The sequence below is a fragment of the Streptomyces asoensis genome (assembly GCF_013085465.1).
GTDB classification, from domain to species: Bacteria; Actinomycetota; Actinomycetes; order Streptomycetales; family Streptomycetaceae; genus Streptomyces; species Streptomyces cacaoi_A.
Genome location: NZ_CP049838.1, coordinates 97,739 through 122,326, shown reverse-complemented (window position 1 = coordinate 122,326; position 24,588 = coordinate 97,739). Strand labels below are relative to the sequence as shown.

23 protein-coding genes are annotated in these 24,588 nt (G+C 71.5%); all 23 read left to right on the top strand.

The features are described 5' to 3' along the window. Positions 1 to 302: 302 nt before the first annotated feature. Complete coding sequence (locus tag G9272_RS00580; protein ID WP_171394673.1) at positions 303 to 1,370, top strand: type III polyketide synthase; 1,068 nt, start codon at positions 303 to 305, stop codon at positions 1,368 to 1,370. Positions 1,371 to 1,402: 32 nt separating this feature from the next. After that, entirely contained in the window at positions 1,403 to 1,960 is a 558-nt protein-coding gene (locus G9272_RS00575; RefSeq protein ID WP_171394672.1) for a cupin domain-containing protein, read from the top strand. Positions 1,961 to 1,976: 16 nt separating this feature from the next. Continuing rightward, positions 1,977 to 3,134: a DegT/DnrJ/EryC1/StrS family aminotransferase gene (locus G9272_RS00570; RefSeq protein WP_171394671.1), complete on the top strand. Its 1,158-nt coding sequence runs from the start codon at positions 1,977 to 1,979 to the stop codon at positions 3,132 to 3,134. Further along, complete coding sequence (locus tag G9272_RS00565) at positions 3,131 to 4,126, top strand: class I SAM-dependent methyltransferase (protein WP_171394670.1); 996 nt, start codon at positions 3,131 to 3,133, stop codon at positions 4,124 to 4,126. Before G9272_RS00570 ends, G9272_RS00565 begins: the two co-directional genes overlap by 4 nt. A gap of 120 nt (positions 4,127 to 4,246) precedes the next feature. After that, positions 4,247 to 5,149: an aromatic prenyltransferase gene (locus G9272_RS00560; protein ID WP_171394669.1), complete on the top strand. Its 903-nt coding sequence runs from the start codon at positions 4,247 to 4,249 to the stop codon at positions 5,147 to 5,149. 37 nt (positions 5,150 to 5,186) lie between these two features. Beyond that, positions 5,187 to 5,801, top strand: coding sequence for an NAD(P)H:quinone oxidoreductase (gene wrbA / locus G9272_RS00555; RefSeq protein WP_216377872.1), 615 nt, complete (start codon positions 5,187 to 5,189; stop codon positions 5,799 to 5,801). Positions 5,802 to 6,415: 614 nt separating this feature from the next. After that, positions 6,416 to 8,002, top strand: a complete 1,587-nt coding sequence (locus G9272_RS00550) for a class I adenylate-forming enzyme family protein (RefSeq protein ID WP_171394667.1) — start codon at positions 6,416 to 6,418, stop codon at positions 8,000 to 8,002. Between the two features lie 59 nt (positions 8,003 to 8,061). Beyond that, on the top strand, positions 8,062 to 9,135 hold the full coding sequence (locus G9272_RS00545) for a methyltransferase (protein WP_253267632.1): 1,074 nt from the start codon (positions 8,062 to 8,064) through the stop codon (positions 9,133 to 9,135). A gap of 88 nt (positions 9,136 to 9,223) precedes the next feature. Further along, positions 9,224 to 9,934 (top strand): AAA family ATPase, encoded by a 711-nt coding sequence (locus tag G9272_RS00540; RefSeq protein ID WP_171394666.1) that lies wholly within the window; start codon positions 9,224 to 9,226, stop codon positions 9,932 to 9,934. A 26-nt stretch (positions 9,935 to 9,960) separates the two neighbouring features. After that, the gene (locus tag G9272_RS00535) at positions 9,961 to 10,557 is read left to right on the top strand and encodes a flavodoxin family protein (protein ID WP_171394665.1); all 597 of its coding nucleotides are present in this window, start codon (positions 9,961 to 9,963) and stop codon (positions 10,555 to 10,557) included. Between the two features lie 23 nt (positions 10,558 to 10,580). Further along, the gene (locus G9272_RS00530; RefSeq protein WP_171394664.1) at positions 10,581 to 10,991 is read left to right on the top strand and encodes a nuclear transport factor 2 family protein; all 411 of its coding nucleotides are present in this window, start codon (positions 10,581 to 10,583) and stop codon (positions 10,989 to 10,991) included. A gap of 63 nt (positions 10,992 to 11,054) precedes the next feature. Continuing rightward, positions 11,055 to 12,062, top strand: coding sequence for an AvrD family protein (locus tag G9272_RS00525; RefSeq protein ID WP_171394663.1), 1,008 nt, complete (start codon positions 11,055 to 11,057; stop codon positions 12,060 to 12,062). Then, the gene (locus G9272_RS00520) at positions 12,059 to 13,072 is read left to right on the top strand and encodes a beta-ketoacyl-ACP synthase III (protein ID WP_171394662.1); all 1,014 of its coding nucleotides are present in this window, start codon (positions 12,059 to 12,061) and stop codon (positions 13,070 to 13,072) included. The genes G9272_RS00525 and G9272_RS00520 overlap by 4 nt, the downstream gene beginning before the upstream one ends. A gap of 31 nt (positions 13,073 to 13,103) precedes the next feature. Then, complete coding sequence (locus tag G9272_RS00515; RefSeq protein ID WP_171394661.1) at positions 13,104 to 13,352, top strand: acyl carrier protein; 249 nt, start codon at positions 13,104 to 13,106, stop codon at positions 13,350 to 13,352. 70 nt (positions 13,353 to 13,422) lie between these two features. Then, positions 13,423 to 14,649 (top strand): methionine adenosyltransferase, encoded by a 1,227-nt coding sequence (gene metK, locus G9272_RS00510; protein WP_171394660.1) that lies wholly within the window; start codon positions 13,423 to 13,425, stop codon positions 14,647 to 14,649. 227 nt (positions 14,650 to 14,876) lie between these two features. Continuing rightward, complete coding sequence (locus G9272_RS00505) at positions 14,877 to 15,857, top strand: carbohydrate kinase family protein (RefSeq protein WP_171394659.1); 981 nt, start codon at positions 14,877 to 14,879, stop codon at positions 15,855 to 15,857. Then, on the top strand, positions 15,854 to 16,861 hold the full coding sequence (metF, locus tag G9272_RS00500) for a methylenetetrahydrofolate reductase [NAD(P)H] (protein ID WP_171394658.1): 1,008 nt from the start codon (positions 15,854 to 15,856) through the stop codon (positions 16,859 to 16,861). The genes G9272_RS00505 and metF overlap by 4 nt, the downstream gene beginning before the upstream one ends. Then, on the top strand, positions 16,851 to 18,302 hold the full coding sequence (gene ahcY, locus G9272_RS00495) for an adenosylhomocysteinase (protein WP_171394657.1): 1,452 nt from the start codon (positions 16,851 to 16,853) through the stop codon (positions 18,300 to 18,302). The genes metF and ahcY overlap by 11 nt, the downstream gene beginning before the upstream one ends. Positions 18,303 to 18,375: 73 nt before the next feature. Then, entirely contained in the window at positions 18,376 to 18,714 is a 339-nt protein-coding gene (locus tag G9272_RS00490; protein ID WP_171394656.1) for a DUF6059 family protein, read from the top strand. Between the two features lie 85 nt (positions 18,715 to 18,799). Then, positions 18,800 to 19,714 (top strand): aromatic prenyltransferase, encoded by a 915-nt coding sequence (locus tag G9272_RS00485; RefSeq protein WP_171394655.1) that lies wholly within the window; start codon positions 18,800 to 18,802, stop codon positions 19,712 to 19,714. A gap of 212 nt (positions 19,715 to 19,926) precedes the next feature. Beyond that, a complete protein-coding gene (locus G9272_RS00480) occupies positions 19,927 to 20,406 on the top strand; it encodes a hypothetical protein (RefSeq protein ID WP_171394654.1) in 480 nt (159 codons plus the stop codon). A gap of 529 nt (positions 20,407 to 20,935) precedes the next feature. Then, positions 20,936 to 22,465, top strand: coding sequence for a DHA2 family efflux MFS transporter permease subunit (locus G9272_RS00475; protein ID WP_171394653.1), 1,530 nt, complete (start codon positions 20,936 to 20,938; stop codon positions 22,463 to 22,465). A gap of 851 nt (positions 22,466 to 23,316) precedes the next feature. After that, on the top strand, positions 23,317 to 24,519 hold the full coding sequence (locus tag G9272_RS00470; protein WP_171394652.1) for an acyltransferase family protein: 1,203 nt from the start codon (positions 23,317 to 23,319) through the stop codon (positions 24,517 to 24,519). Positions 24,520 to 24,588: the final 69 nt, after the last annotated feature.

Below are 24,588 nucleotides of genomic sequence, written 5' to 3'. Positions count from 1 at the left end.
CCGCCGCTGCCCGCTCACCACGCCCGCCGCCGCTGCCGCGTACCGGCCGGCACGCGGCCGGTACACGCCTGCCGCCTGCGCCCGCCCTGACGAGGCCCCGGAAAGGAGCATCCCCCCGTTTCTGGGCCCGTGGGCCCGGCGCACCCGCGGCGTGACGCGACGGCCCGCCCCCCGACCGGAGGGGACACCGCGGGCGCACCGCCCGAGCCCGTCAGCGGCCACAAGCCTCGCTGACGGACCGGGGCCAGCTCACCGTCCTCCTGCCCCTGCTGCCGAGACTCCGAAAGAAGTGGATTCCAGATATGGCGAGGCTATGCAAACCGGCGATGAGCGCGCCGGAACATGTCATCACAGTGGAAGAGACTCTGGAATTTGCCGAAAAGGCGCATGCCGGCAAGCCGCAGCTTCCCTTGGCACTGCGCCTGATCCGCAACACGGGTGTGAGGAAGCGGCACATCGTCCAGCCCATCGAGAAGACGCTCCACCACCCGGGCTTCGAAGAGCGCAACCGGATCTACGAGATCGAGTCGAAGAAGCGCTGCCCCGAGGTCATCGAGCAGGCCCTGGCCAACGCCGAGCTGACGGCCCGTGACATCGACGCGATCATCTACGTGTCGTGCACCGGGTTCCTGATGCCGTCCCTGACGGCATGGCTGATCAACAAGATGGGCCTGCGCTTCGACACCCGGCAGATCCCCATCGCGCAGCTGGGCTGCGCGGCGGGCGGAGCGGCGATCAACCGGGCCCACGACTTCTGCCTGGCCCACCCCGGCAGCAACGTACTGATCGTCTCCTGCGAACTGTGCTCACTGTGCTACCAGCCCAGCGCGGACGACATCGGATCGCTGCTGTCCGACGGCCTGTTCGGCGACGCGGTCGCCGCCGCCGTCGTGCGGGGCCTGGGCGGCACCGGCATCGAGCTGGAACGCAACGCCTCCTACCTCATCCCCAACACCGAGGACTGGATCTCCTACGCCGTACGCGACACCGGCTTCCACTTCCAGCTGGACCGCCGGGTGCCCGGGACGATGGAACCCCTCGCCCCGGTCCTGCGCGAACTGGCCAAGGACCACAGCTGGGAGGCCGGCAGCCTCGACTTCTACATCGTCCACGCCGGCGGCCCGCGCATCCTCGACGACCTCGCCAAGTTCCTCGAAGTCGACCGCAAGGTGTTCCGGCACAGCTGGGCGACCCTGACCGAATACGGCAACATCGCCAGCGCCGTCGTGCTCGACGCCGCCCGCCGGCTGTTCGAGGAGGACACCCCGCTGCCCGGCGCGACCGGTCTGATCGCGGGTTTCGGTCCCGGTATCACCGCCGAGATGGCGCTGGGCACCTGGGCCGACGACAGCCCGCAGAGCGCCGACTGACCCCCCGGCACGGACCCAAGGAAGCGAACCGTATGACCGACCTCATCGTTCCCCCGGGTGCGGGGCGCAAGCTGATCACCCCGGCGCAGGAAGTCACCTTCAAGGCCACCGAGGCCAAGGGCTCCTCCATATCGATCTTCGAGGTGGTCGTGCCGCCCGGATTCGACGTCGGGGCGCACGTGCACAGCCACTCCCAGGAGTTCTTCTACGTCCTGGAGGGAGAGCTGGACCTGCTGGCCTTCGAACCGGCCCGGCGCACCGGGGACAGCTGGCACGACTGGGAGTCCCCCGGCGGCGACCGCGTCGTCCGCGCGGGCGAGGGCGCCTGCATGTTCGTGCCCCCCGGCACCCCGCACGCCTTCCGCAACGCCACCGACAGACCGGCCCGGATGCTCTTCCAGAGCTACCCCTCGCCCGACCACGAGCTGTACTTCGAGGAGATCGCGCAGATCTGGTCGCGCGGCACCTCGGTGGACCCCGCGGCCGTGGAAGAGATGCGCAAGCGCTACGACGTCAGCCAGATCACACCGCTTCGCTACACACCCCCCACGCTCCTGGCCGCCGAACCGGCCGCAGAGCCCGGCGCCTGACGGGAGACGACCGACGATGGAATCGATTCCCCTGGTCCACGCGAGTCTGGGAGAACAGGAACTGGCCGCCGTCGCGGAGGTGTTCGCCTCCGGCTGGCCGGCCGGCCAGGGCCCCCGCGGCAAAGCCCTGGAAGCCCAGCTCACGCAGAAGTACGGCGTCGGCGACGCCGTCGCGGTGAGCAACTGCGGCGCCGCACTGCACCTGGCCCTGCTCGCCCTCGGCGTCAAACCCGGCGACGAGGTGATCGTCGCCGACTACACCTTCCCCGCACCCGCACAGGCCGTGCGCTACCTCGACGCGGTCCCGGTCTTCGCCGACGTACGCCCCGACACCGGCACCATCGACCCGCAGGCGGTCGCCGACCTGGTCACCGCCCGCACCGTCGGCATGATCGCCGTCGACACCGTCGGCCTCCCCGCCGACTACACGCAGCTCCAGCAGATCGCCGACCGCCACGGCCTGTTCGTCGTCGAGGACGCCGCCTGCGCGGTCGGCGCGACCTACCAGGGCCGCGAGGCGGGCGCCCTCGCCGAGGTGGGCTGCCTGTCCTTCCACGGCCGCAAGGGCGCCACCAGCGGCGAGGGCGGCGCCCTGCTCGCCGCCGACGCGAAGATCGGGGCGGACGCGCGGCTGCGCTCCTCCTTCGGCATCGGCAGCATCTTCGACATCAGCGAGGTCGTCGGCCTGCCCATCCCCGAATTCACCGAGATCGGCTACAACTTCAAACTGTCCGACATCGCCGCCGCGATCCTCCAGGTCCAGCTGGGCCGCATCGGTGAACTCCTGGCCCGCCGCACCGCCGTCGCCGCCCGCTACGGCGAACTCCTCGCCGGTGAGGACCTCCTGACGGTCCCGCACGTGCCCGAGGACCGCACCCACGCCTGGCAGTCCTACATGGTCACGCTGGACGCGGGCGTGGACCGCGCCGCGGTCGCCGCCGAACTGCGCGCCCAGGGCATCGGCTGCGGACACGGCACCTGGGCCACCCACGTACAGCCCGTGTTCGAGTCGAAGCAGACCTGCCCGGTCTCGGCGGACCTCTTCCGCCGCAATCTCGCCATCCCCATGCACGCGGAACTCTCCGCGGACCAGGTCGAACGGGTCGTGACCGCCCTGCGCAGCGCGGTCCGCACCCACTCGGCCTCCTCCAAGGCCCTAGGAGGGGCAGCATGACCGACAGCGCACCGTCACCGGACAACGTCCTGCGGCTCATCAACGGATACTGGGCCACCGGCGTCCTGGGCGCCGCGGCCTCCCACTTGCTCTTCACCCACCTCGAGACCGGCGCGGACACGGCCGCCCTGCTCGCCGCCCGCGCCGAGATCTCCGAACGGGGCGCGCAGACCCTCCTCGACGGGCTCGTCGGCATGGGCCTCGTCGAGCTGCACGCGGGCCGCTACCGCAACACCCCCGAGGCGTCCGCCTACCTGGTCGAGGGCAAACCCGCCTCGCTGAGCAGCTTCGCCCAGCTCAAGCTGAAGCACATGGGCAGCCTGCGCCACCTGGCCGACGTGGTCCGCGCCGGGGGACCGGTCAGCGACCCGGCCACCGAGGTGGCCGACAACCCGCACTGGGAGGAGGTCGTCCCCGCCATCGCCGCACAGTCGGTGCCCGCCGCCACGGTCGCCGCCGAGGTGCTCGGGCTGGCCGGGGCCGGCGAGATCTCCATCCTCGACGTGGGCGGAGGCTCGGGCATCTACTCCGGCGTCTGGCTCCAGGCCAACCCGGCCGCCCGCTCGACCCAGCTCGACTGGGAGCCGATCAACGCCATCGCCCGCCGGCTGCTGGCCGAACGCGGCGTGGCCGACCGGTTCACCTGCATCGACGGCGACTTCCACACCACCGACTTCGGCACCGCCGCCTACGACATCGCGCTGTACTCCCACATCGCCCACCAGGAGGGCCCCGAGGACAACGTCGCGGTCTTCGCCCGGCTGCGGCAGGCCCTCAGGCCCGGCGGCGCCCTGGTGGTCTGCGACTACGTCGTCGACGACGACCGCAGCGGCCCCGCCTTCCCGCTGATCTTCGCCTCGGAGATGCTCCTCAAGAGCAAGCAGGGAGGCACCTGGCGCCAGGCCGACTACCGCGACTGGCTCATCAAGGCCGGCTTCACGGACGTCTCGTTCCACTCCGCGCCGCCCGCCACCCTGGTCGTCGCCCGGTAACAGCAATCCGGCTCCGGCACCCGCCGGGACCGCCACGGCGCGCGCAACCGGCGCGCTCAGCCTGAACGCCTCGCCGCGCGCCCCGATGCACACCGTGCCCGTAACCGAATGTGGGGATGTATGTCGGAAAACACCGAGCTGGCAGGTCTCTACGCAGTCATCGAAGAATCGTCCCGGCTGGCGGGCGTCACCTGCTCGCGTGACACGGTCTGGCCGATCCTGACCGCGTACGCAGACACCCTCGCCCAGGCCGTCGTGGCCTTCAGGGTGGCGACGGGGGAGCGCAACGCAGGAGACTTCGACTGCCGCTTCACCATGCTCCCCAAGGACCTCGACCCCTACGCGGTCGCCCTGTCGAACGGCCTGACCCCCAAGACGGCACACCCCGTCGGGAGCCTGCTGCAAGAACTGCACCGGGAATTCCCCGTCCAGAGCAGCGGCATCGACTTCGGCGTCGTCGGCGGCTTCAAGAAGACCTGGTCGTTCTTCCCGACCGACGACCTGCAGTCACTGTCCAGGCTGGCCGAACTGCCCTCGCTGCCGGACAGCGTGGCCGCCAACCTCGACTTCTTCACCCGGTACGCACTGGCCGACCGGGTGAGCCTGGTCGGGATCGACTACCCCAACCGGTCGCTGAACCTGTACTTCGGCGCGGCGCCCGCCGACGTCTTCCGGCCCGAGGGAATCACCTCCATCCTGCGCGACGCCCAACTGGGCGAGCCCAGCGAGCGGCTCCTGCGGCTCGGCGCGCAGGCCTTCGGCATCTACGCCACCCTGAGCTGGGAATCGGCGAAGGTCGAGCGGATCACCATCGCCGCCATGACACCGGACCCCACGACACTTCCGGTGCGCATCGAACCGAAGATCGAGCACTTCGTGAAGAACGCGCCCTACAGCACCGACGACCGCCAGTTCGTCTACGCGATCACGTCGTCACCCAAGGGCGAGTACCACAAGCTCCAGTCGTACTACCGGTGGCAGCCCCGGGTCGAGAACATCCTGCTGGTCTCCGACCACCAGTAGCGGCCCCCACCCGGCGGACAGCCGAGAGAAGGAACCGATTGTGGAACCCGTCAACGTCGCCGTCATCTACTACAGCTCCACCGGAACCGTGCACGCCCTGGCGCAGGCCATCGTCGAGGGCGCGCAGAAGGCCGGCGCCGGCGTGCGCCTGCGCAAGGTCCGCGAACTGGCTCCGCCGGAGGCGGTCGAGGCCAACCCGGCCTGGGCCCAGCACCTGAAAGACAGCGCCGGCGTCGCCGAGGCCACCCTCGACGACCTGGGCTGGGCGGACGCGGTGCTGTTCGGCACCCCCACCCGCTTCGGCAACGCGGCCAGCCAGCTCAAAGCGTTCATCGACACCGCCGGCCCCCTGTGGCAGCAGGGCAGGCTCGCCGGCAAGGTGTGCTCGGCCTTCACCTCCAGCGGCACCGCCCACGGCGGCCAGGAGTCCACCCTGCTGGCGCTGAGCAACACCTTCTACCACTGGGGAGGCATCATCGTGCCGCCCGGCTACACCGACCCGATCCAGTTCCGGACGGGCAACCCCTACGGCACCTCCCATGTGGCCGGGGCCGGCGCGCCCGGCGACGAGGTGCTCCAGGCCGCCCGCCACCAGGCCCGGCGCGTCGTGGACACCGCGGCGGCGCTCAAGGCCGGCCGCGCAGCCTCCTGACCCGCCGCCACAACAGCAGCGGCGGCGGCGGTCTCGGCGCCCGCGCCCGCGGCCGGGCACTCCAGGGCGGCCCTCAGGAACACCGCCCGCCGCAGGCCGCGGCCCCGGCACGAACGGGCCGCCCGCGGCCGGAGCCAGGGGCGCAGGACGTCCGCGCCGGCACCGGCAAGGGCCGCCGACGCCCCCGGGATCCCTGCCCGGTCAGAGGCCGGCCCTGCCCGCGGCGCTCAAGCACCCGGCACCCCACCCGCACCCGTGCCGGCAACGGCGCCGCCGGCCACCGGTGCAGGGACCACCCCCGGGTGCCGTCACGAGAGCCGGCGAACGCGGCGGCCGCGGGCCCGCCCGCCGTCGCCGCCCCCCGGCCCCGCTTCGCCCCCGGCCCCGCTTCGCCCCCGGCTCCCGGTCCCGCGTCACCGCCGGCGCGCCGCGGACCCGGCGGCCCGCGGCGCGCCGGACACCCGCCGTGCCGGACACCCGCCGTGCCGGACACCCGCCGTGCCGGACACCCGCCGTGCCGCGCCCGGTACGGCCCCGCCGTACGGGTCCGTGCATCCCGCACCGGGCCGCGACAGCCCGCATGTCCATCGCCCACCGCAAAGGAGACAGTCCCGATGAAGGGCTCTGTGGCCTATCAATCGATACAGAAGCGCGGCCTTCACATCGGCCTGCTGCCGGCGTTGGCCGCGGCCGTCAACGGGTCGACGCCGATCACCCTCGACCATGATCTCGACGTCCTGCCCGAGGCGGGCCGCCACCTGACGGTCTCCCGGCTCGCCGACCTGGTGGACGACCTGGCGGCCCGTCTGTGGGCGGCCGGGGTGCGCCCCGACGAGCACATCGTGGTCCACAAGCGGGCCAACGCCGATGTGTGGGTGCTGGCCTGCGCCGCGTCCCGGATCGGCGCGGTGCCCGTGATGCTGTCGCCCGGCCTGGACCCGGCGACCGTCGCCGCCCTGCTCGAGCGGGTCGAGCGGCCCAGCCTGCTCACCGACGGGCACAAGCTGGACGCGCTGGCCGAGGTGCCGCTGGCAGAGCTGACCCGGCGGGTGCTCACCGTCGGCGGTGCGCGGCCCGGGGCGCACTCGCTCGGCGAGTTCGCCGGGGCGCCGCGGGTGAAGCCGGTGGTGCGGCCGATCGACGAGGCCGCCGTGATCACCCACACCTCCGGCACCACCGGACTGCCCAAGCTGGTCGTGCACACGCCCCGCACCCAGGGCATCCGCCTCAAACCGCAGTGGCGGCTGCTGTCCCTGATGCGCAAGAAGGAGACGGCCGCGATCCACATCTCCTTCGTGCACTCCCGGATGGTCGCGGCGATGGCCCTGGCACTCCTGCGGGAGATGCCGGTGCTGCTCATGAACGAGTCGGACCCCGCCACGGTCGCCGAGCTGTTCCTCACCCACCGGCCCGGGCTCATCGAGGCACTGCCCAACTCGCTGATGGACTGGGAGGGCCTGACCGAGGACGCCCGCAGGCCGTTCGCCTCGGTGAAGTACTTCAGCAGCACCTTCGACGCCATCCACCCCCGCACGATGAGCCGGCTGCTGAAGTCCTCCGAGCGGCGCGGGGCCCTGTTCTTCCAGATCTACGGGCAGAGCGAGGTCGGCCCCGCCGTCGGCCGCGCCTACTTCCGCGGCTCCGCCCACAAGGTCGACGGGCGCTGCGTCGGCTGGCAGATGCCCCGGGGCGCGGCGAAGGTGCGGGTGGTCGGCCGGGACGGCAGACCACCGTCCGAGAAGAACCCCGGCTTCATCGAGGTTGCCTGGCCCGGCCTGGCCAAGACCTACTTCGCCGAGCAGGAGCGCTACGACAGCAACCGCGACGGCGACTGGTGGCGGACCGGCGACGTCGGCTACCGCACCAGGTTCGGCTGCCTGCACATGCTCGACCGCGAGGTCGACATGATCGCCGGGGTGCGCAGCTCCCTCGAAGTCGAGGACCTCGTGCTCGGCCGGCTCGACGAGCTGAGCGAACTCGTCGTGATCCAGGGCCCCAACGCCGAGCCGGTCCCGGTGATCTGCACCCACGACGACCGGCCCCTGGACCGCGACCGCTGGCGCGCGGCCGTCGCCGCCTTCCCCCAGCTGGCCGACCCGATCCAGATCCCGCAGGCCGAACTGCCGCGCACCGCCACGCTGAAGGTGCAGCGGCTCGCACTGGCCAGCCGGCTCCAGGACCAGCTCGAGGACCGGACGTGACCCGCGGCCGGCAGACCGCCCCTGCGGTGCAGACAACCAACGCGAAAGAGACGAGTGCAATGACACCGGAAGCCACACTCGCACGACTGCGTGAATACATGGTGGGCCCCTCGCGGTTCATGACCGTGCTGTCCTGCTTCGAGCTGGGGATCGTCGACGCGCTGCGGGACAGGCCCGGCCTGACGGCCACCGAGCTCGGCGACACCGTCGGCGCCAAGCCGGACGCCGTGCAGCAGCTTCTGCACCTCCTGGTCAAGGAGGGCTTCGTCGCCCGGGACGAGGAACTGGGCACCTACCGCCTCGACGCCCTCGCCGGCGTCGCCGAGAGCGACCTGCGGCGCGCCCTCGCCTACATGAACATGATCAAAGTGGTGGCGCTGCGCCAGCTCTTCTACCTCACCGAGAGCACCCGCACCGGCACCATCGTCGGACTCAAGGAGCTGTACGGGGTGGACGAGGGCACCCTGTACGGTGCGGTCGCCGACCACGCGGACCTGCGGGACGCCTGGGCGAACCTGATGAACACGGTCACCGCCAACATCGACCCCTGGTTCTTCGCCAACGTCGACATCCCGGCCGGGGCGAAGGTGCTCGACCTTGCCGGCAACACCGGGCTCGGCGCGATCCACACCTACCGGCACAAGGCCTCGCCCGGTCTTCACGTCACCACCTTCGACCTGCCGGAGAAGGAGAACGAGGCCCTGGAGAACTTCAGGACCCACGGGGTGGCGGAGCACTGCTCGTTCATCGGCGGCGACGTCTTCGACGGCGTCCCCGAGGGCTTCGACATCGTCCTGATCAAGCACTTCCTGGACATGTTCGACAAGGACGACGTCTTCAGGATCCTCAAGGGGGTCAACGCGTCCCTGGAGGTCGGCGGCCAGGTCAACATCATGGTGCCGGTGTACCCGGAGGACATCACCGACACCGACAACTACAACGTCGACTTCTTCCCGGCCTTCTTCATCGGCTGCGCCATGGGCCAGGGCGGCCCGCAGCAGCTGTCGGTCTACCAGAGCTGGCTGGAGGAGTGCGGGTTCAAGGTGACGAAGGCCGTCACCAAGGCCCCCTCCGAGATCCCGCCGGACGTCATCCCGGTCCAGGCCATCCTGTCCGCGACGAAGGTCGCCTGACCGGCCGAACCGCCGGCCCCCTGGCGAAGACGGCGGCCCGGACCGGTCCGGGCCGCCGCTTGAGGACCCGTCACCACTGGGAGCACTCGTGAAGATATCCGTATCCGGCACCTACTCTTCGGGCAAGACCTCCACGGTGATGGCCTTGTCGCACTACACCGGCGTTCCGCGCAGCCTGGCCCGGACGATCCGCGGGATCATGCCCGAGGCCCTCCCCGGCCTGAAACTCGCGGACGTGACGCCGCCCCAGTTCCTTCAGCTCACCCTCCGCCGGCACACCGGCCGCGCCGTGCAGGAAGCGCTGCTGGGGGACAACTTCATCTCCGACGGCTCCTCCCTGCAGGAATGGCTGTACGGGGCGGCCCGGGTCAGGTACGGCATGAACCCGAACGCCACCGCGGACGGCCAGGACCGCCGAACGGCACACGACTCCGAGGAGATGGCCTTCTTCGCGCAGGTCGTCGAACAGTACGGACAGGCGTTCAAACAGCACGTCAAAAGCACCTACGACGCCTACGTCCACCTGCGCCACGAACTGCCGATCGCGGCGGACGGCCACCGGCCGATGAACAACGAGTTCCGCGCGACCATCGACACGATGCTGCTGGCCACGCTCGACGAACTGGAGATCCCCTACCACGTGGTCGGCGGCGCGATGGCGCAGCGCCTGGAGACCATCGCGGGGATCTTCGACCTGAAGCCGGTCATGAGCACGGCGGAAGCCATCGAACTGGCCCGCCAGGAGTACGGCCGGCAGGACTTCCGCATGGAGACCGAGCGGATTTCCGCCCGGGCGTGAGCCCCCTGCCATCGAGGAGAACACCGATGCACAAGCCGCCCAGAATCGCCGTTGCCTACCACTCCGGCAGAGGCCACACCGAGGTACTGGCGCAGGCCGTCCGGACCGGCGCGCAGGCCGCGGGCGCCGAGACGACCATGGTGATCGTCGACGCCATGGACGACGCCAAGTGGGAGATCCTCGACACGGCCGACGCGATCGTGTTCGGGGCGCCCACCTACATGGGGTCGGCGTCGGGGAAGTTCCACGCCTTCGCCGAATCGACCAACAAGCGCTGGGCACGCCAGGCCTGGAAGGACAAACTCGGCTCGGGGTTCACCATCAGCGCCTGCAAGGCGGGCGACAAGGACTCCAGCCTCGGCTACTTCGCGACCCTGGGCGCCCAGCACGGAATGATCTGGGTCAGCCTCGGCCTGCTCCCGGGCTGGCACCTCAGCCACGAGAGCGAGAACGACCTGAACCGGCTCGGGTACTTCAACGGCGCCGCCGCAACCCTGCCCGGAGACCTGCCCCCCGACGCCGTGCACAAGGCGGACATCGCCACGGCCGAGCACCTGGGCCGGCGCGTCGCCGAGCAGACGGCGGCATTCCTCACCGGACGCGCGGCACTGACCCACCGGTAGCGCACGAGCAGAGAGACAGCGACATGACGACACAGCAGCGGTCCACCCAGGCGGTCCTGGACTCGTTCTTCGAGAAGTTCGGGGCCGGCGACCTGCCGGGCCTGCTGGAACTGTTCGCCGACCACGTGGACTTCCGCGTCCAGGGAAGCCCCCGCGTGCCGTGGACGGGCACCCGCACCACCAAGGCGGAGATCTCCGAATTCTTCCAGATCTTCCCCAAGGTGCTGACGGGCCCGCAGAGCTTCACCCTCACCGCGCGCATCGTCGACGGGCAGGACGCGGTGGTGACGGCCGACTCCGTCTTCGGTGTCCTGGCCACCGCAAAGAGCTTCACCAACAGCTACGCCCTGCACGTGCGCGTCGAGAACGCACGGATCACCCGCTACCACATGTACGAAGACAGCTACGCCATCGCCGAAGCCTTCACCGAATGACCCGCACCGTGCGCTGAGCGGCACGGGGCGGACAGCGGCTCTTCGGCGAGACAAGGAGCGCCTGTGCCATCCCTGGAACTTGCCTCCATAGACGACTTCCTCGGCCCGCGAGACAGCCGGTTCCTCGGCGAGGGTTTCAAGCGTGTCGAGCACTCCCTGAGCGATCTCACCGTATCGCCGGGAGACGAAGGCGTCGGAGGGATCCGAGCCACCGCCCGTATCGCCATACCGGGCCTTTGGTCGCGCAAAGGAGAACAGAGCCCCAAACCCCATCTGAGCACCATCGACGCCATGCTCTTCGGCGCCCAGCTCACCGGCCTGTACGCGGCCCACACCCTCGGGCTCACCCCCGACTCCCGCTTCACCGTGCAGCGCGTCGACCTGAAAGCCGGCTCGCGCCCCGACGAGGACGACCTGGCGGCGCTGCCGGTGAGCGGCCGGCTCGTGGCCGCGCAGCGCAACGGCGAGGAGTGGTCCACCACACTCGACTGCCGGATCGGCTCACTGACGGCCAGGGTGCACGCCCGGCACAGCCCGGGCCGCACCCCGTCCGGCGCCGACCGCGTCTACGCCTGCGAGCAGGAACTGGCCGGCCCCTGGAACAACACGCCGTACGGCATCTCGCACCGCGCCCGCCGGCAACTGCTCACCGGAGTGCGCGTCACCGCGGACGGCCCGGACGACCTGCGGGCCCGCGCCCGCGTCACGCTGGCCTCCGACCCCGCACATGCCGTCCCGCCGGACGCCCCGGCCACCATGATCGACGCCTTCGTCGCCGCCCTGCAGCTCGGCCAGGTCCTGCTGTACGCGCTGGACGACATCGACCGCGCACACAGCAACAACCTGTGGATGCGGCGCACCCGCGTCACGGCCGGCACCCCGTCCCCGCGGCCCGCCGACGAGGTGAGCGCCGCACTGGAGCGGACCAGGCTCCTGCCCTCCCCGGCCGGCACCTGGCGGACGGCCGAGGTGGTCGGCAGCCTGCACGGCGTCCAGGCCCGGGCCGGCGTCGGCCACCTGCTGCCGGAACCCTCCCTGACCAGCGCCCCCTCGGGAAGGAGCAGCCGATGACCGCACGCGCCGCCGTCCTGAGCGGACTGGGCGGCTATCTGCCGCCCCGCACGGTCACCAACGAAGAACTGTCCGCCCGGATCGACACCAGCGACGAATGGATCCGCCGGCGGACCGGTATCCGCCGGCGGCACGTAGCCGACCCCGGAGTGAGCACCGGCGACCTCGCCGTCGAAGCGGGCCACCGGGCACTGAAGTCGGCCGGCCTCGGCACGGCGGACACCGTCGACATGGTGATCATGGCCACCTCGACCCCCGACCACCCGCTGCCCGCCACCGCGCCGGACGTCGCGGCCCGCCTCGGCCTCGGCCCGGCCGCCGCCTTCGACATGGCAGCCGGATGCTCGGGATTCGTCTACGCGCTCGCCACCGCGACCGCCGCGCTCGTCGCCGGGCACGCCGAACGCGTCCTCGTCATCGGCGCCGAGGTCTTCTCCACCGTCCTCAACCCCGCCGACCGCGGCACCGCCGTCATCTTCGGCGACGGCGCCGGCGCCGTCGTCCTGCGCGCCGGAACCACCGACGAGCCCGGCGCCGTCCTGGCCGTCGACCTGGGCGCCGACGGCACCGGCAGGGACCTGGCCACCATCCCGGACGGCGGCTCCCGCCAGCGCGCCACCGGCCGCGAACCGCACCCGGACGGCCACTACATCCACATGCGCGGCAAGGAGATCTTCGTCCAGGCCGTCCACGGGATGGAACGGTCCTCGGCCGCGGCCCTGGACAAAGCGGGCTGGAACGTCGGCCAGATCGACCATGTGGTCGGCCACCAGGCGAACCTGCGCATCCTGCACAGCCTGGCGCAGCAACTGGGCGTGGACAGACAGCGCGTGGTCTCCCACATCGAAGAAGCGGGCAACACCGCGGCCGCCTCCATCCCGCTCGCCCTGGCCGACGCCGCCGCCCGCAACCGGTTCCGGCCCCACGACCGGCTGCTGCTGACCGCCTTCGGCGCCGGCCTGGCATGGGGCTCCATCGCCCTGACCTGGCCGCCGATCACCCCCGCCTGACAGCACCGACGACGCCTGGAAAGGAAATCCCATGACGATACGGACCGGCATACAGCCCGAGCCCGTACTCGACGTTCTGAAGACGCACTTCGACGTCCCCCCCGAAACGACGGCCGACACCGATTTCGAGAGTCTCGACCTGGATTCCCTGGTCCTCATCGAGTTCGCGGTCATCCTGGCGAAGCAGTACGACATCGACGTGGCCGCGGACGAACTGGCCGCCGCCGGCACGGCGGCCGAGGTCGCCGGACTGCTGTCGGCCAAGGGCGCACACACCTGATCCGGCACCCCGACGGCTGCGCGTGCCCGTCACCGGCGTGTGTCCACCACCCCAGTCTCTTGGAGCTGTCATGTCCCGCCGCCTGTTCACCTCGGAATCCGTGACCGAGGGACACCCCGACAAGATCGCCGACCAGATCAGCGACACCGTCCTGGACGCACTGCTGCGCCAGGACCCCGCCTCCCGCGTCGCGGTCGAAACCCTGATCACCACCGGCCAGGTGCACATCGCCGGCGAGGTGACGACCTCCGCCTACGCCGACATCGCCACCCTGGTCCGCCAGAAGATCCTCGACATCGGCTACGACTCCTCGGCCAAGGGATTCGACGGCGCCTCCTGCGGCGTCTCGGTCTCCATCGGCGCCCAGTCGGCCGACATCGCCCAGGGCGTCGACACCGCCTACGAGGTCCGCGTCGACACCGGCCGCACCGAGCACGACGAGGACGACCTGGACCGCCAGGGCGCCGGCGACCAGGGCCTGATGTTCGGCTACGCCAGCGACGAGACCCCCACCCTGATGCCGCTGCCGATCGAGCTGGCCCACCGCCTGGCCCGCCGCCTGACCGAGGTCCGCAAGGACGGCACCGTCCCCTACCTGCGCCCGGACGGCAAGACCCAGGTCACCGTCGAGTACGAGGGCGCCCGCCCGGTCCGCCTGGACACCGTCGTGGTCTCCTCCCAGCACGCGAGCGACATCGACCTCGACGCCCTGCTCACCCCCGACATCCGCACCCACGTCGTCGAACCCGTCCTGGCCCGCCTCGCCGACGACGGCATCAAACTCGAGACCGACGACTACCGCCTCCTGGTCAACCCCACCGGCCGCTTCGAGATCGGCGGCCCGATGGGCGACGCCGGCCTCACCGGCCGCAAGATCATCATCGACACCTACGGCGGCATGGCCCGCCACGGCGGCGGCGCCTTCTCCGGCAAGGACCCCTCCAAGGTCGACCGCAGCGCCGCCTACGCGATGCGCTGGGTCGCCAAGAACGTCGTCGCCGCCGGCCTCGCCACGCGCTGCGAGGTACAGGTGGCGTACGCGATCGGCAAGGCCGAACCGGTCGGCCTGTTCGTGGAGACCTTCAACACCAGCACGGTCGCCGCCCGGAAGATCGAGGACGCCATCACGGCCGTCTTCGACCTGCGCCCCGCCGCGATCATCCGCGACCTCGACCTGCTGCGCCCGATCTACGCCCAGACCGCCGCCTACGGCCACTTCGGCCGCGAGCTGGCGGATTTCACCTGGGAGCGCACCGACCGAGCCGACGCCCTGCGCGCGGCGGTCGCCGCCGGCTGACCGGACAGCCCCGCGGAACACCGCGGCGCCCAGACCGGCGGGGAGCGGTGGCACCCCCCGTCCCACCGCTCCCCGCTTCCTCCACTCCCGCTTCCTCCACTCCCGCTTTCCCCTTCCCGTTTCTCCGTTCCCGTTTTTCTCCGCTCCCGCTTTCTCTGCCCGCCGGCCCACTCGCCGCCCCGGACACCGGCCGGACCGCCCCGCCAGGAGCCCAAGGAGCACGTGCCGTGCGTATCGCCGTGACCGGATCGATCGCGACCGACCACCTGATGGTGTTTCCCGGACGCTTCACCGAACAGCTGATCAAGGATCAACTGGAGCGGGTCTCCCTGTCCTTCCTCGCCGACCGGCTGGAGGTGCACCGCGGCGGCGTCGCCGCCAACATCGCCTTCGGCCTCGGCCTGCTGGGCTGCGACCCGCTCCTGGTCGGCGCGGCGGGCACGGACTTCGCCGAGTACGGCGCCTGGCTGCGGGCCGCCGGAGTCGACACCTCCGCGGTGCGGGTCAGCGACACCCTGCACACCGCGCGTTTCGTGTGCACCACCGACGCCGACCAGAACCAGATCGCCACCTTCTACGCCGGCGCCATGGCCGAGGCCGCGGACATCGACCTGGCCGACACCGCCCGCCGCACCGGCCTGGCACTCGTCCTCGTCGGCGCCGACGACCCCGCGGCCATGCTGCGGCACACCGCCACCGCCCACCGCCTGGGCATCCCCGTCGCCGCCGACCCCTCCCAGCAACTGGCCCGCCTCGACCGCGAACAGGCCCGCCGGCTGGTCGAGGGAGCGACCTGGCTGTTCACCAACGCCTACGAGGCCGCCCTGCTGAGGGAACGCACCGGCTGGAGCGAGGAGGACCTCCTCGAGCGGGCCGGCACCTGGATCACCACCCTGGGCGCCGACGGGGTGACCCTGGCCCGCTCCGGCACCCCCCGCCTGCACATACCGGCCGTGCCCGCCGAGAAGATCGCCGACCCCACCGGCGCCGGCGACGCCTTCCGGGCCGGATTCCTGGCCGGACTGGCCTGGCAGTGGCCGCCCGAGCAGGCCGCCCGGCTCGGCTGCGCCCTGGCCACCACCGTGCTGGAATCGGTCGGCACCCAGGAGTACAAACTCCTCGCCGCCGACCTGATCGACCGCATCGGCCGCACCTACGGAGACGACGCCGCCCGCGCCGCCGAACCCCGCCTGGCAGGCGTGTCATGACCCCCGGCCGGCCCCGCCCCGCCGCAGGCGCGAGAGGCGCGAGGGGCACGGGCGTCCGGGAACAGGCCCCCGCGCCACGGCACCTGCCGCAGCCGGCCGCCCCGCAGCCGGACCGCCCCGGCGGCGCAAGGCCGCCCGCGACGACGTTCTCCTTCGAGTTCTTCCCGCCGAAGACGGCCGCCGGGGAGCAGACCCTGTGGAAGGCGATCCGCCGGATCGAGCCGCTGCGCCCGGACTTCGTGTCCGTGACCTACGGCGCCGGCGGCTCCTCCCGGGACCGCACGGTGGCCGTCACCCGGCGCATCGCCGCCGAGACGACCCTGCGCCCCGTCGCCCACCTGACCGCCGTCGGCCACCCGGTCGCCGAACTGCGCCACATCATCGGCCGCTACGCGGACGCCGGCATCCGCGACGTCCTGGTGCTGCGCGGCGACCCGCCGGGCGACCCCAAGGGCGCCTGGACGGCGCACCCGCAGGGCTTCGCCTACGCCAGTCAACTGGTCGAACTGGTCCGCTCGCTGGGCGACTTCAGGATCGGGGTGGCCGCGTTCCCCGAGCGCCACCCCCGCTCGCGCGACTGGGAGTCCGACATCCGGCACTTCGTCGCCAAGTGCCGGGCGGGCGCCGACTACGCGATCACGCAGATGTTCTTCCACGTGGAGGACTACCTGCGGCTGCGCGACCGGGTCGCGGCCGCCGGCTGCGACATCCCGATCATCCCGGAGATCATGCCGGCCACCGACCACCGGCAGATCGCCCGCTTCGCCGAACTCTGCGACGCGGCCTTCCCCGAGGACCTCGCCGCCCGCCTGCACGCGGCCCGCGACGACCCGCGAGACGCGCACCGCATCGGCGTCGAGTACGCCACCGCCATGGCCGAACGCCTTCTCGCCGAGGGCGCACCCGGCCTGCACTACATCACCCTCAACAAGTCCACGGCGGCACTGGACATCCACCGCAACGTCCTGAGTTCGCCGAGCGCAAGGATCCTCCATGCCTGCTGAGCCCACCGACTTCAAGGTCGCCGACCTCTCCCTGGCCGCGTTCGGCCGCAAGGAGATCACCCTGGCCGAGCACGAGATGCCCGGCCTGATGTCGATCCGCAAGGAGTACGCCGCCACCCAGCCGCTGGCCGGCGCCCGGATCATGGGCTCGCTGCACATGACCGTGCAGACCGCCGTCCTGATCGAGACCCTGGTCGCCCTGGGCGCCGAGGTCCGCTGGGTGTCCTGCAACATCTTCTCCACCCAGGACCACGCGGCCGCCGCGATCGCGGTGGGCCCGAACGGCACGCCCGAGAACCCGCAGGGCGTCCCGGTCTTCGCCTGGAAGGGCGAGACGCTGGAGGAGTACTGGTGGTGCACGGAGCAGGCCCTGACCTGGCCGAACAGCCCTACCGGCGGCCCGAACATGATCCTGGACGACGGCGGTGACGCCACCCTCCTGGTCCACAAGGGCGTCGAGTACGAGAAGGACGGCAAGGTCCCGGCCGTCGACACGGCGGACAACGACGAGCACCGGGTCGTCCTCGAGCTCCTGCACCGCACCATCAGTGACGGCTCGCAGAAGTGGACGCAGCTGGCCTCGGAGATCCGCGGCGTGACCGAGGAGACCACGACGGGTGTGCACCGGCTGTACGAGATGCACCGTGACGGGAGCCTGCTGTTCCCGGCGATCAACGTCAACGACGCGGTCACCAAGTCGAAGTTCGACAACAAGTACGGCTGTCGGCATTCCCTGATCGACGGCATCAACCGTGCCACCGATGTCCTGATCGGCGGCAAGACCGCGGTCGTCTTCGGTTACGGCGATGTGGGCAAGGGCTGTGCGGAGTCGCTGCGCGGCCAGGGCGCCCGGGTGATCGTCACGGAGATCGACCCGATCTGCGCGCTCCAGGCGGCGATGGACGGCTACCAGGTGACCACGCTCGACGAGGTCGTCGAGACGGCCGACATCTTCGTCACCACGACCGGCAACAAGGACATCATCATGGCCGCCGACATGGCCAGGATGAAGCACCAGGCGATCGTGGGGAACATCGGCCACTTCGACAACGAGATCGACATGGCCGGCCTGGCGAAGATCGACGGCATCGTCAAGGACGAGGTCAAGCCGCAGGTCCACACCTGGAAGTTCCCCGACGGCAAGGTCCTCATCGTGCTGTCCGAGGGCCGCCTGCTGAACCTGGGCAACGCCACCGGCCACCCGTCGTTCGTGATGTCCAACTCCTTCGCCGACCAGACGCTGGCCCAGATCGAGCTGTTCACCAAGCCCGAGGAGTACCCGACCGACGTCTACGTGCTGCCCAAGCACCTCGACGAGAAGGTCGCCCGCCTCCACCTGGACGCACTCGGCGTCAAGCTGACCACCCTCCGTCCCGAGCAGGCCGCCTACCTCGGCATCGACGCCGAAGGCCCCTACAAGCCGGACCACTACCGCTACTGAGCCGACCGCCGGCGGGACGCGCCGCCCCGCGTCCCGCCGCCACGGCTCGCCCCACCCGACGAGGAGGGCGGACATGACACCGCGGCGGCACGGAGTCCGGTGGACACCGGCCCACTGCCTGCGCACGCTCCTGCACTGCCTGACGGTCTTCGGGGCCCTCTACGTCGGCCCCCTCGCCCACCAGTACGCGACTCCCGCACCCGCGCAGCGCCTTCCCGCACGCGCGGCCGGGACACGCGCCGGGCCGCCGCCCGCCCACCCCGAACGCCTGCGCGCGGACATCCCGCTGTCCGAGGAGGAACGCCGGCACGCCCGGGAAGTGTGGCCGGCACGCTCCTCGGCGCGGGCGCGCCTCGCGGCCTGGCGCAGCCCCGGCGCCGGCAGGCGTCGAACGGACGGCCGGCGGGGATGAGCGACCGGGCACCCGCCCCCTCACAGACCCCGCCCCCCGCGGGACCCCTGCTGCAAACAGCAACCCATGGGCACTTGGAGGATGAATGTCCAAAGCCACTGTGGCCGAAGACGTGTACGCGGCCATCGAGGAATCGGCTCGGCTGGCGGGAACGCCCTGCTCACGAGAGACGGTCTGGCCGGTCCTGAGCGCGTACGAGAAGGCTCTCCCGCAGGCCGGGATCGTGCTCAGCGTGTCGACCGTCGAGCACCCTCCCGCAGATCTCGACTACACCATCACGGTGCCTTCCGGGACCGTCGACCCCTACGCCGTCGCCGTGGCGAACGGCTTCGTCACGGACACCGACCACCCCGCCGGCACCCTGCTCGCGGACATCCAGGCCCGGGTCCCCGTCACCGAGCACCTCATCGACTGCGGAGTCGTCAGCGGCTTCAGCAAGATCTACGCGCACTTCCCCTTCGACCTGCTGGGGCTGTCGCAGCTCGCGGACATCCCCTCCATGCCGCCGGCGCTGGCCGACAACACAGACCTCTTCGCCCGCCACCACCTCACCGACGTGGCGATGATCGGGATCGACTACCAGCGCAAGACGGTCAACCTCTACTTCGCCCACCTTCCCGAGGAATTCCGCACCGCGCAGAACATCTTGGAACTGCACCGCGAGCTCGGCCTGCCGGAACCGAGCGGGAAGATGCTGGAGTTCGCCCAAAAGTCCTTCCGCGTCTACGTCACCCTCGGCTGGGACTCCTCCCGGATCGAGCGGATCTGCTACGCCCCTTCACCGGTGCGCGGCTGGGACCCCTCGCACCTGCCGGTCCCCGTCGAGCCGGAGGTCGAGAAGTTCGTGAACGGTTCCCGGCGCACGTACGCGGGCCCGCCCATCGTCATCGCGGCCGTCAAATGGACCGCCGACGGGCAGTACCTGAACCTCGGGCCGTACTGCCGGCTCTCGCCCCTGATGCGCAAGCTGCTGCAGCAGCTCACCGGGCAGCCCGTGTGAGCACCGCCCGCCGGTGAGTTCCCGCAGCCCGTCCCGCCCGCCGCACCGCCCCGGCGCCACCACCGCAGGAACCCCAAGCGCAAGTCAAGCGCAGGTCAAGCAGACGGCAAGCGGGCATGCGTGACGATGGTGTTCCACGCCCCCACGATCGGCGGCGTTGCGGAAGTCCTTTTGTGTACGAGGCTCCTGTCGACATGACACTGGAGGGAACTGTGTCCGAAACCACTGAGATCGACGCGGGGTCGGCCGCCCTGACCGCGCTGGGGGGCGCACTCGCGCAGGCCGGGGCGGCGTCACTCACCGGGCAGCGCGAGCGGATGGCCGAGGGACTCCTGCGGGCCTCCCTGAAGCAGTGGGAGGACCCGCAGATCAGGCCGCGGCTGCTCGAGGGCCTGCTCGCCGCGCTGACCAGCGAGGCGGGCGCGGCCCAGATGCGCGACTTCATGTCCTCCCAGTCCTCCCAGATCTTCACCCAGCTGGGCAAGGCGCTCGGGGTGTCCCAGGCGATGGACATCAACCAGGTCGCGGAACTCCTCGAGGTGCCGGCGCTGAACATCAACGCGGCACAGGCACAGGTGTGGGGCCTGGTCGTCCTGCGCTACATCGTGGAACTCGAGCCGGTCGCGTCGGCGACGGCGGACGACATCGTCGACGTCTTCGCCCCCACGATCCAGCGCTACCTGGTCGGCTAGGAGGCGGCGCCGGGCCCGGCGCCGCGGAGCCGGAAACGGCCCCCGGCGCCCCCGCCCGCCCCTCCTCGCCCCCGCGTTCACCGCCCGCCCGCCTGCCTGCCTGCCCGCCTGTCCGCCCGCCTGTCCGCGGCAGCCGCCCGGACGGCCCGGCCCGCAGCCCGGTGAACGCCCTTCCCCCTTACCCGCCCGACCCGCAACACCTCGGCCGTGCACCGCGGATGCTCCCGGCGCGGCCTTTCGCAGCATGTCTCAGGCGCCGGGCCGGCGGGGTGGACCGCCGGCCCGGCCTTCCGGCCCCGGACCTGGTGCGCGCCGCCCGCGCAGAGCGGGAAGAGGGCCCGTGCCAGGGGCCTTCTGCGGCCGTCCCGGGCGGCGCACCGGCCACCGGATCGGCGCGGGGCCTCACATTCCGGGGCGCAGCGTCGTCGTAGTACAGACCCCTGCCGGCGCGCGCACCGGCACGGCGGTCGGCAACGTCCACCCGGCGGCCCCCCTTTCGGCCGCTGATCATTCGAGGAGACGCAAGGCAGTGACTACCGTGGGCAAAGAATCACAAGGCGGGGCCGGCAGCCCCGCCGGTGCCGACCCCCGGCGTTGGCTGGCGCTGACCGTACTGGCGGCCATGCAGTTCATGCTCGTCATGGACATCACCGTGGTGAACGTCGCCCTCCCCGACATCCAGAGCGACCTGGGCTTCTCCCACGGGGGACTCGCCTGGGTGGTCAATGCTTATGTGCTGGTGGCCGGCGGGTTCCTGCTGCTGGGCGGGCGGCTGGCCGACATGTTCGGCCGCCGGCGGATGTTCATGGTCGGCGTGCTGGTGTTCGGCGTGTCGTCGGCCGTCTGCGGCGCCGCCACCGAGTCCTGGATGCTGGTCGCCAGCCGCTTCGTCCAGGGCCTGGGCGAGGCGCTGGCCGGCCCGGCGGCGCTCGGCCTGATCCCCGTGCTGTTCTCCGACCGCAAGGAGCGGATGCGGGCCCTGGGCATCTGGGGCGGCCTGTCGGCGGTGGCCGGGTCGGTCGGCTCGGTCGTCGGCGGAGCCGTGACCGACCTGGTGAGCTGGCGGTGGATCTTCTTCATCAACGTCCCCATCGCGGTGGCCGCGCTGATCATGGTGGGCCGCGTGATGTCGGAGAAGGCGGTGGCCCGCGACGGCCGCCGGCTCGACGCGGTCGGAGCGGTCACCGCCACCACCGGCCTGGCCGCGGTGGTGTACGGCCTGCTGCAGGCCGCCGACCATCCGTGGGGCTCCGGGCGCGTGCTGCTGCCGCTGCTGGGCGGGATCGCCCTGCTGGTCTTCATGGTCGTGTGGGAGGCCCGTACCGAGGACCCGATGATCCCCCTGCGGTTCTTCGGCAACCGCACCCGGGTGACGACCAACGTCGTGACCGTGGCCATTTTCGCCGCGTTCTTCACCTACATGTTCCTGTTCACCCTGTACGTCCAGCAGGTGCACGACTATTCCCCGATGAAGACCGGGCTGGCCTACATCCCGCTGACCGTCACGGCGCTCGTCGGCGCGGGCGTGTCCACCGTGCTGATGCCCCGCGTCGGCGTGAAGGCGGTGATGGCCACCGCGTTCCTCGGCGGCGCCGTGGCCCTGTTCGTCGCCGCCGCCGGCTTCGCCCCCGACGCCTCCTTCGTCAGCGGGTTCATGCCCGGGCTGCTCCTGTTCGGCTTCTGCAACGGCCTCGCCTACCCGGCCCTGATCAACGGAGCGCTGCACGAGGTCACCGGCCAGGACTCCGGTCTGGCCTCCGGCGTCCAGACCGCCATGCAGCAGGTCGGAGCGGCGCTCGGCCTGGCCACCCTGGTCCCCTTCGCCTTCCGCTACGCCGGCGACCACATCGAGGACGGAACACTCCCGCAGGTCGCGCAGACCGACGGATACGCGCTGGCGTTCCGCATCGGCGCCGGCGTACTGGCCGCCGGAGCGCTGTTCATCCTGGCGCTGCTGGAGAAGGTGGACGCCGAGATGCGCGACCCGATCGCCGAAGCCGCCGAAGCGGCCACCGGCCAGGCGGCGGCCGAGCCCACCGCCACCGGCGCCGCCAGGTGAGCCGCACGCGGGCCGGGGCACGGCGCCCCGCCCCCGCCCGGCCGCCGCAGCGGTGCGCATAGCACCCCACGCACAGCCGGAGCCGGACGCGGCGCACGCCAGGCGGCGTGCGCCGCGTCCGCGCTGCGCCCGCCCGCCGCGGCACCGCGGGGGAGTGACCCGCGTCACTTTCAGGGGCCCTTGGCGCGGGGCCGCCACCCGTGTCACTATTCCCGTACGTCAGCCCTGCCTGGAGACCGCTCCAAGCCGGCGGGCTGAGCACCGTACCGGCCGGTCGCTGTAGGCGAGACCGAGTCCATGCCCGTACGGCACCGGATTTCCTCCCCTTTCCTCCCCGCATGCCGTGGTGCTCTCTGTGCCGCCGTCCCCGGGAGCGGGGGCGTGCCCTGATGCCCTGAGCGGCCGTGCGGGGGCCGGGCACGCCCTGGCCCTGCCGTGCGACCCCGCGGCCTTCCGCACCCGCACCCGCACCCGCACCCGCACCCGTATCCGGTCACCCGTATCCGGTCACCCGTATCCGGTCACCCGTATCCGGTCACCCGTATCCGGTCACCCGTCCGGGCCACCCGCCTTCGGTGCCCCGGCACCGCGGGACCGCCCACCAGGTCCCCCCGGGCGCCGCCCCGCCCGCCACGCCCCCACCGCCCGGCGCCCGTGCAACAGGCCTGCGCGGACACGGAGTTCACCGCGGCGGGCCCGCAACAGTGCCCTGGCCACGCAGCACACGTCCCCGACCGGCGCCTGCCCGGCAGCCACCCCGACACGACCGACCGCGCGGCGCGCCTTCTGCGCGAACGCGCCGCACGCCGACCGCTCAGCAGGCGCCTCTTTGACCGAAAGGCAGTACGCCGATGGCAGACCGAACCGCCGCATCGACCGTCAGCGGCCCACCACAGCGCAGGGAATCGCTCCCCTCGCTCACCGGCCTCAGGTTCCTGGCCGCCATGCTCGTGTTCCTCACCCACGCCACGCTGCTCGCAGGCCCCCTGCGGCCGACCGCCCCGATCAGCTTCTTCAACGACCAGGACATCGCCAAGCCGCTGGCCGACTTCTTCCAGTTCGCCGGCCCCATCGGCGTGTCCTTCTTCTTCGTCCTCAGCGGCTTCGTCCTCACCTGGTCGGCGACCCAGGGGGACCCGGTCACGGGGTTCTGGCGGCGCAGGGTACTGAAGATCTACCCCAACCACATCGTCACCTGGGCGCTGGCGATGTGGCTGTTCGCCTCCTCCAGCCCGGTGCACGCCTGGCTGCCGAACCTCCTGCTGGTGCACAACTTCAGCAACCGGCCCGAGACCGTGTCCAGCGTCAACCTCCCGGCCTGGTCACTGTGTTCGGAAGTGCTCTTCTACGCCCTGTTCCCGCTGTTCATCATCCTGGTGCGGCGGATCGCGCAGCGCAGGCTGTGGCTGTGGGCCGCCGCGATGGTCGCCGGCGTGGCCGGCGTGACGCTGGTGACGCGGTTCATCCCCGGCGGTGTCCCGGTGCCGGGATACGGCCTGACGACCAACCAGCTGTGGTTCAGCTACGGGTTCCCGCCGCCGCGCCTGTTCGAGTTCGTGCTGGGGATGATCCTGGCGCGCATCGTCGCCGCGGACCTGTGGCCGCGGATCGGCCTGCTGCCCTCGGCGGCCCTCTTCGCCGGCGGATACTGGGTCGCGCTCGTCGTCCCGAGCCCCTACAACTTCAGCCTCGCCACGATCGTCCCGGTCGGCATGATCATCTGCGCCGCGGCCACATCGGACCTGCGGGGCAGGAACGGCTGGCTCAGCAGCCGGACCATGGTCTGGCTGGGAAGCGTCTCCTTCGCCTTCTACCTCGTCCAGGGACTGGTGATCTTCTACGGCCGGCCCGAGGTGTTCGGAGCGCGTACCTACGACACCCTGCCGGCCCTCGGCATGCTGAGCGTGCTGTTCGCGGCGAACCTGCTGGCCGCATGGCTGCTGTTCAGCCTGGTGGAACAGCCGGTGATGCGCCGCTGGAGCCGCAGCAGGAAGCGGCCCGCGCCGGTCGCACCCCGCAGCACCGAATCCGTGCCGGCCGGCGGATCCGTCTGAACCGCGCCCGGCGTGCCGGCACACCTCGGGCACCGGCACGCCGCGGCGCCCGCGGGCACGACGCACGGC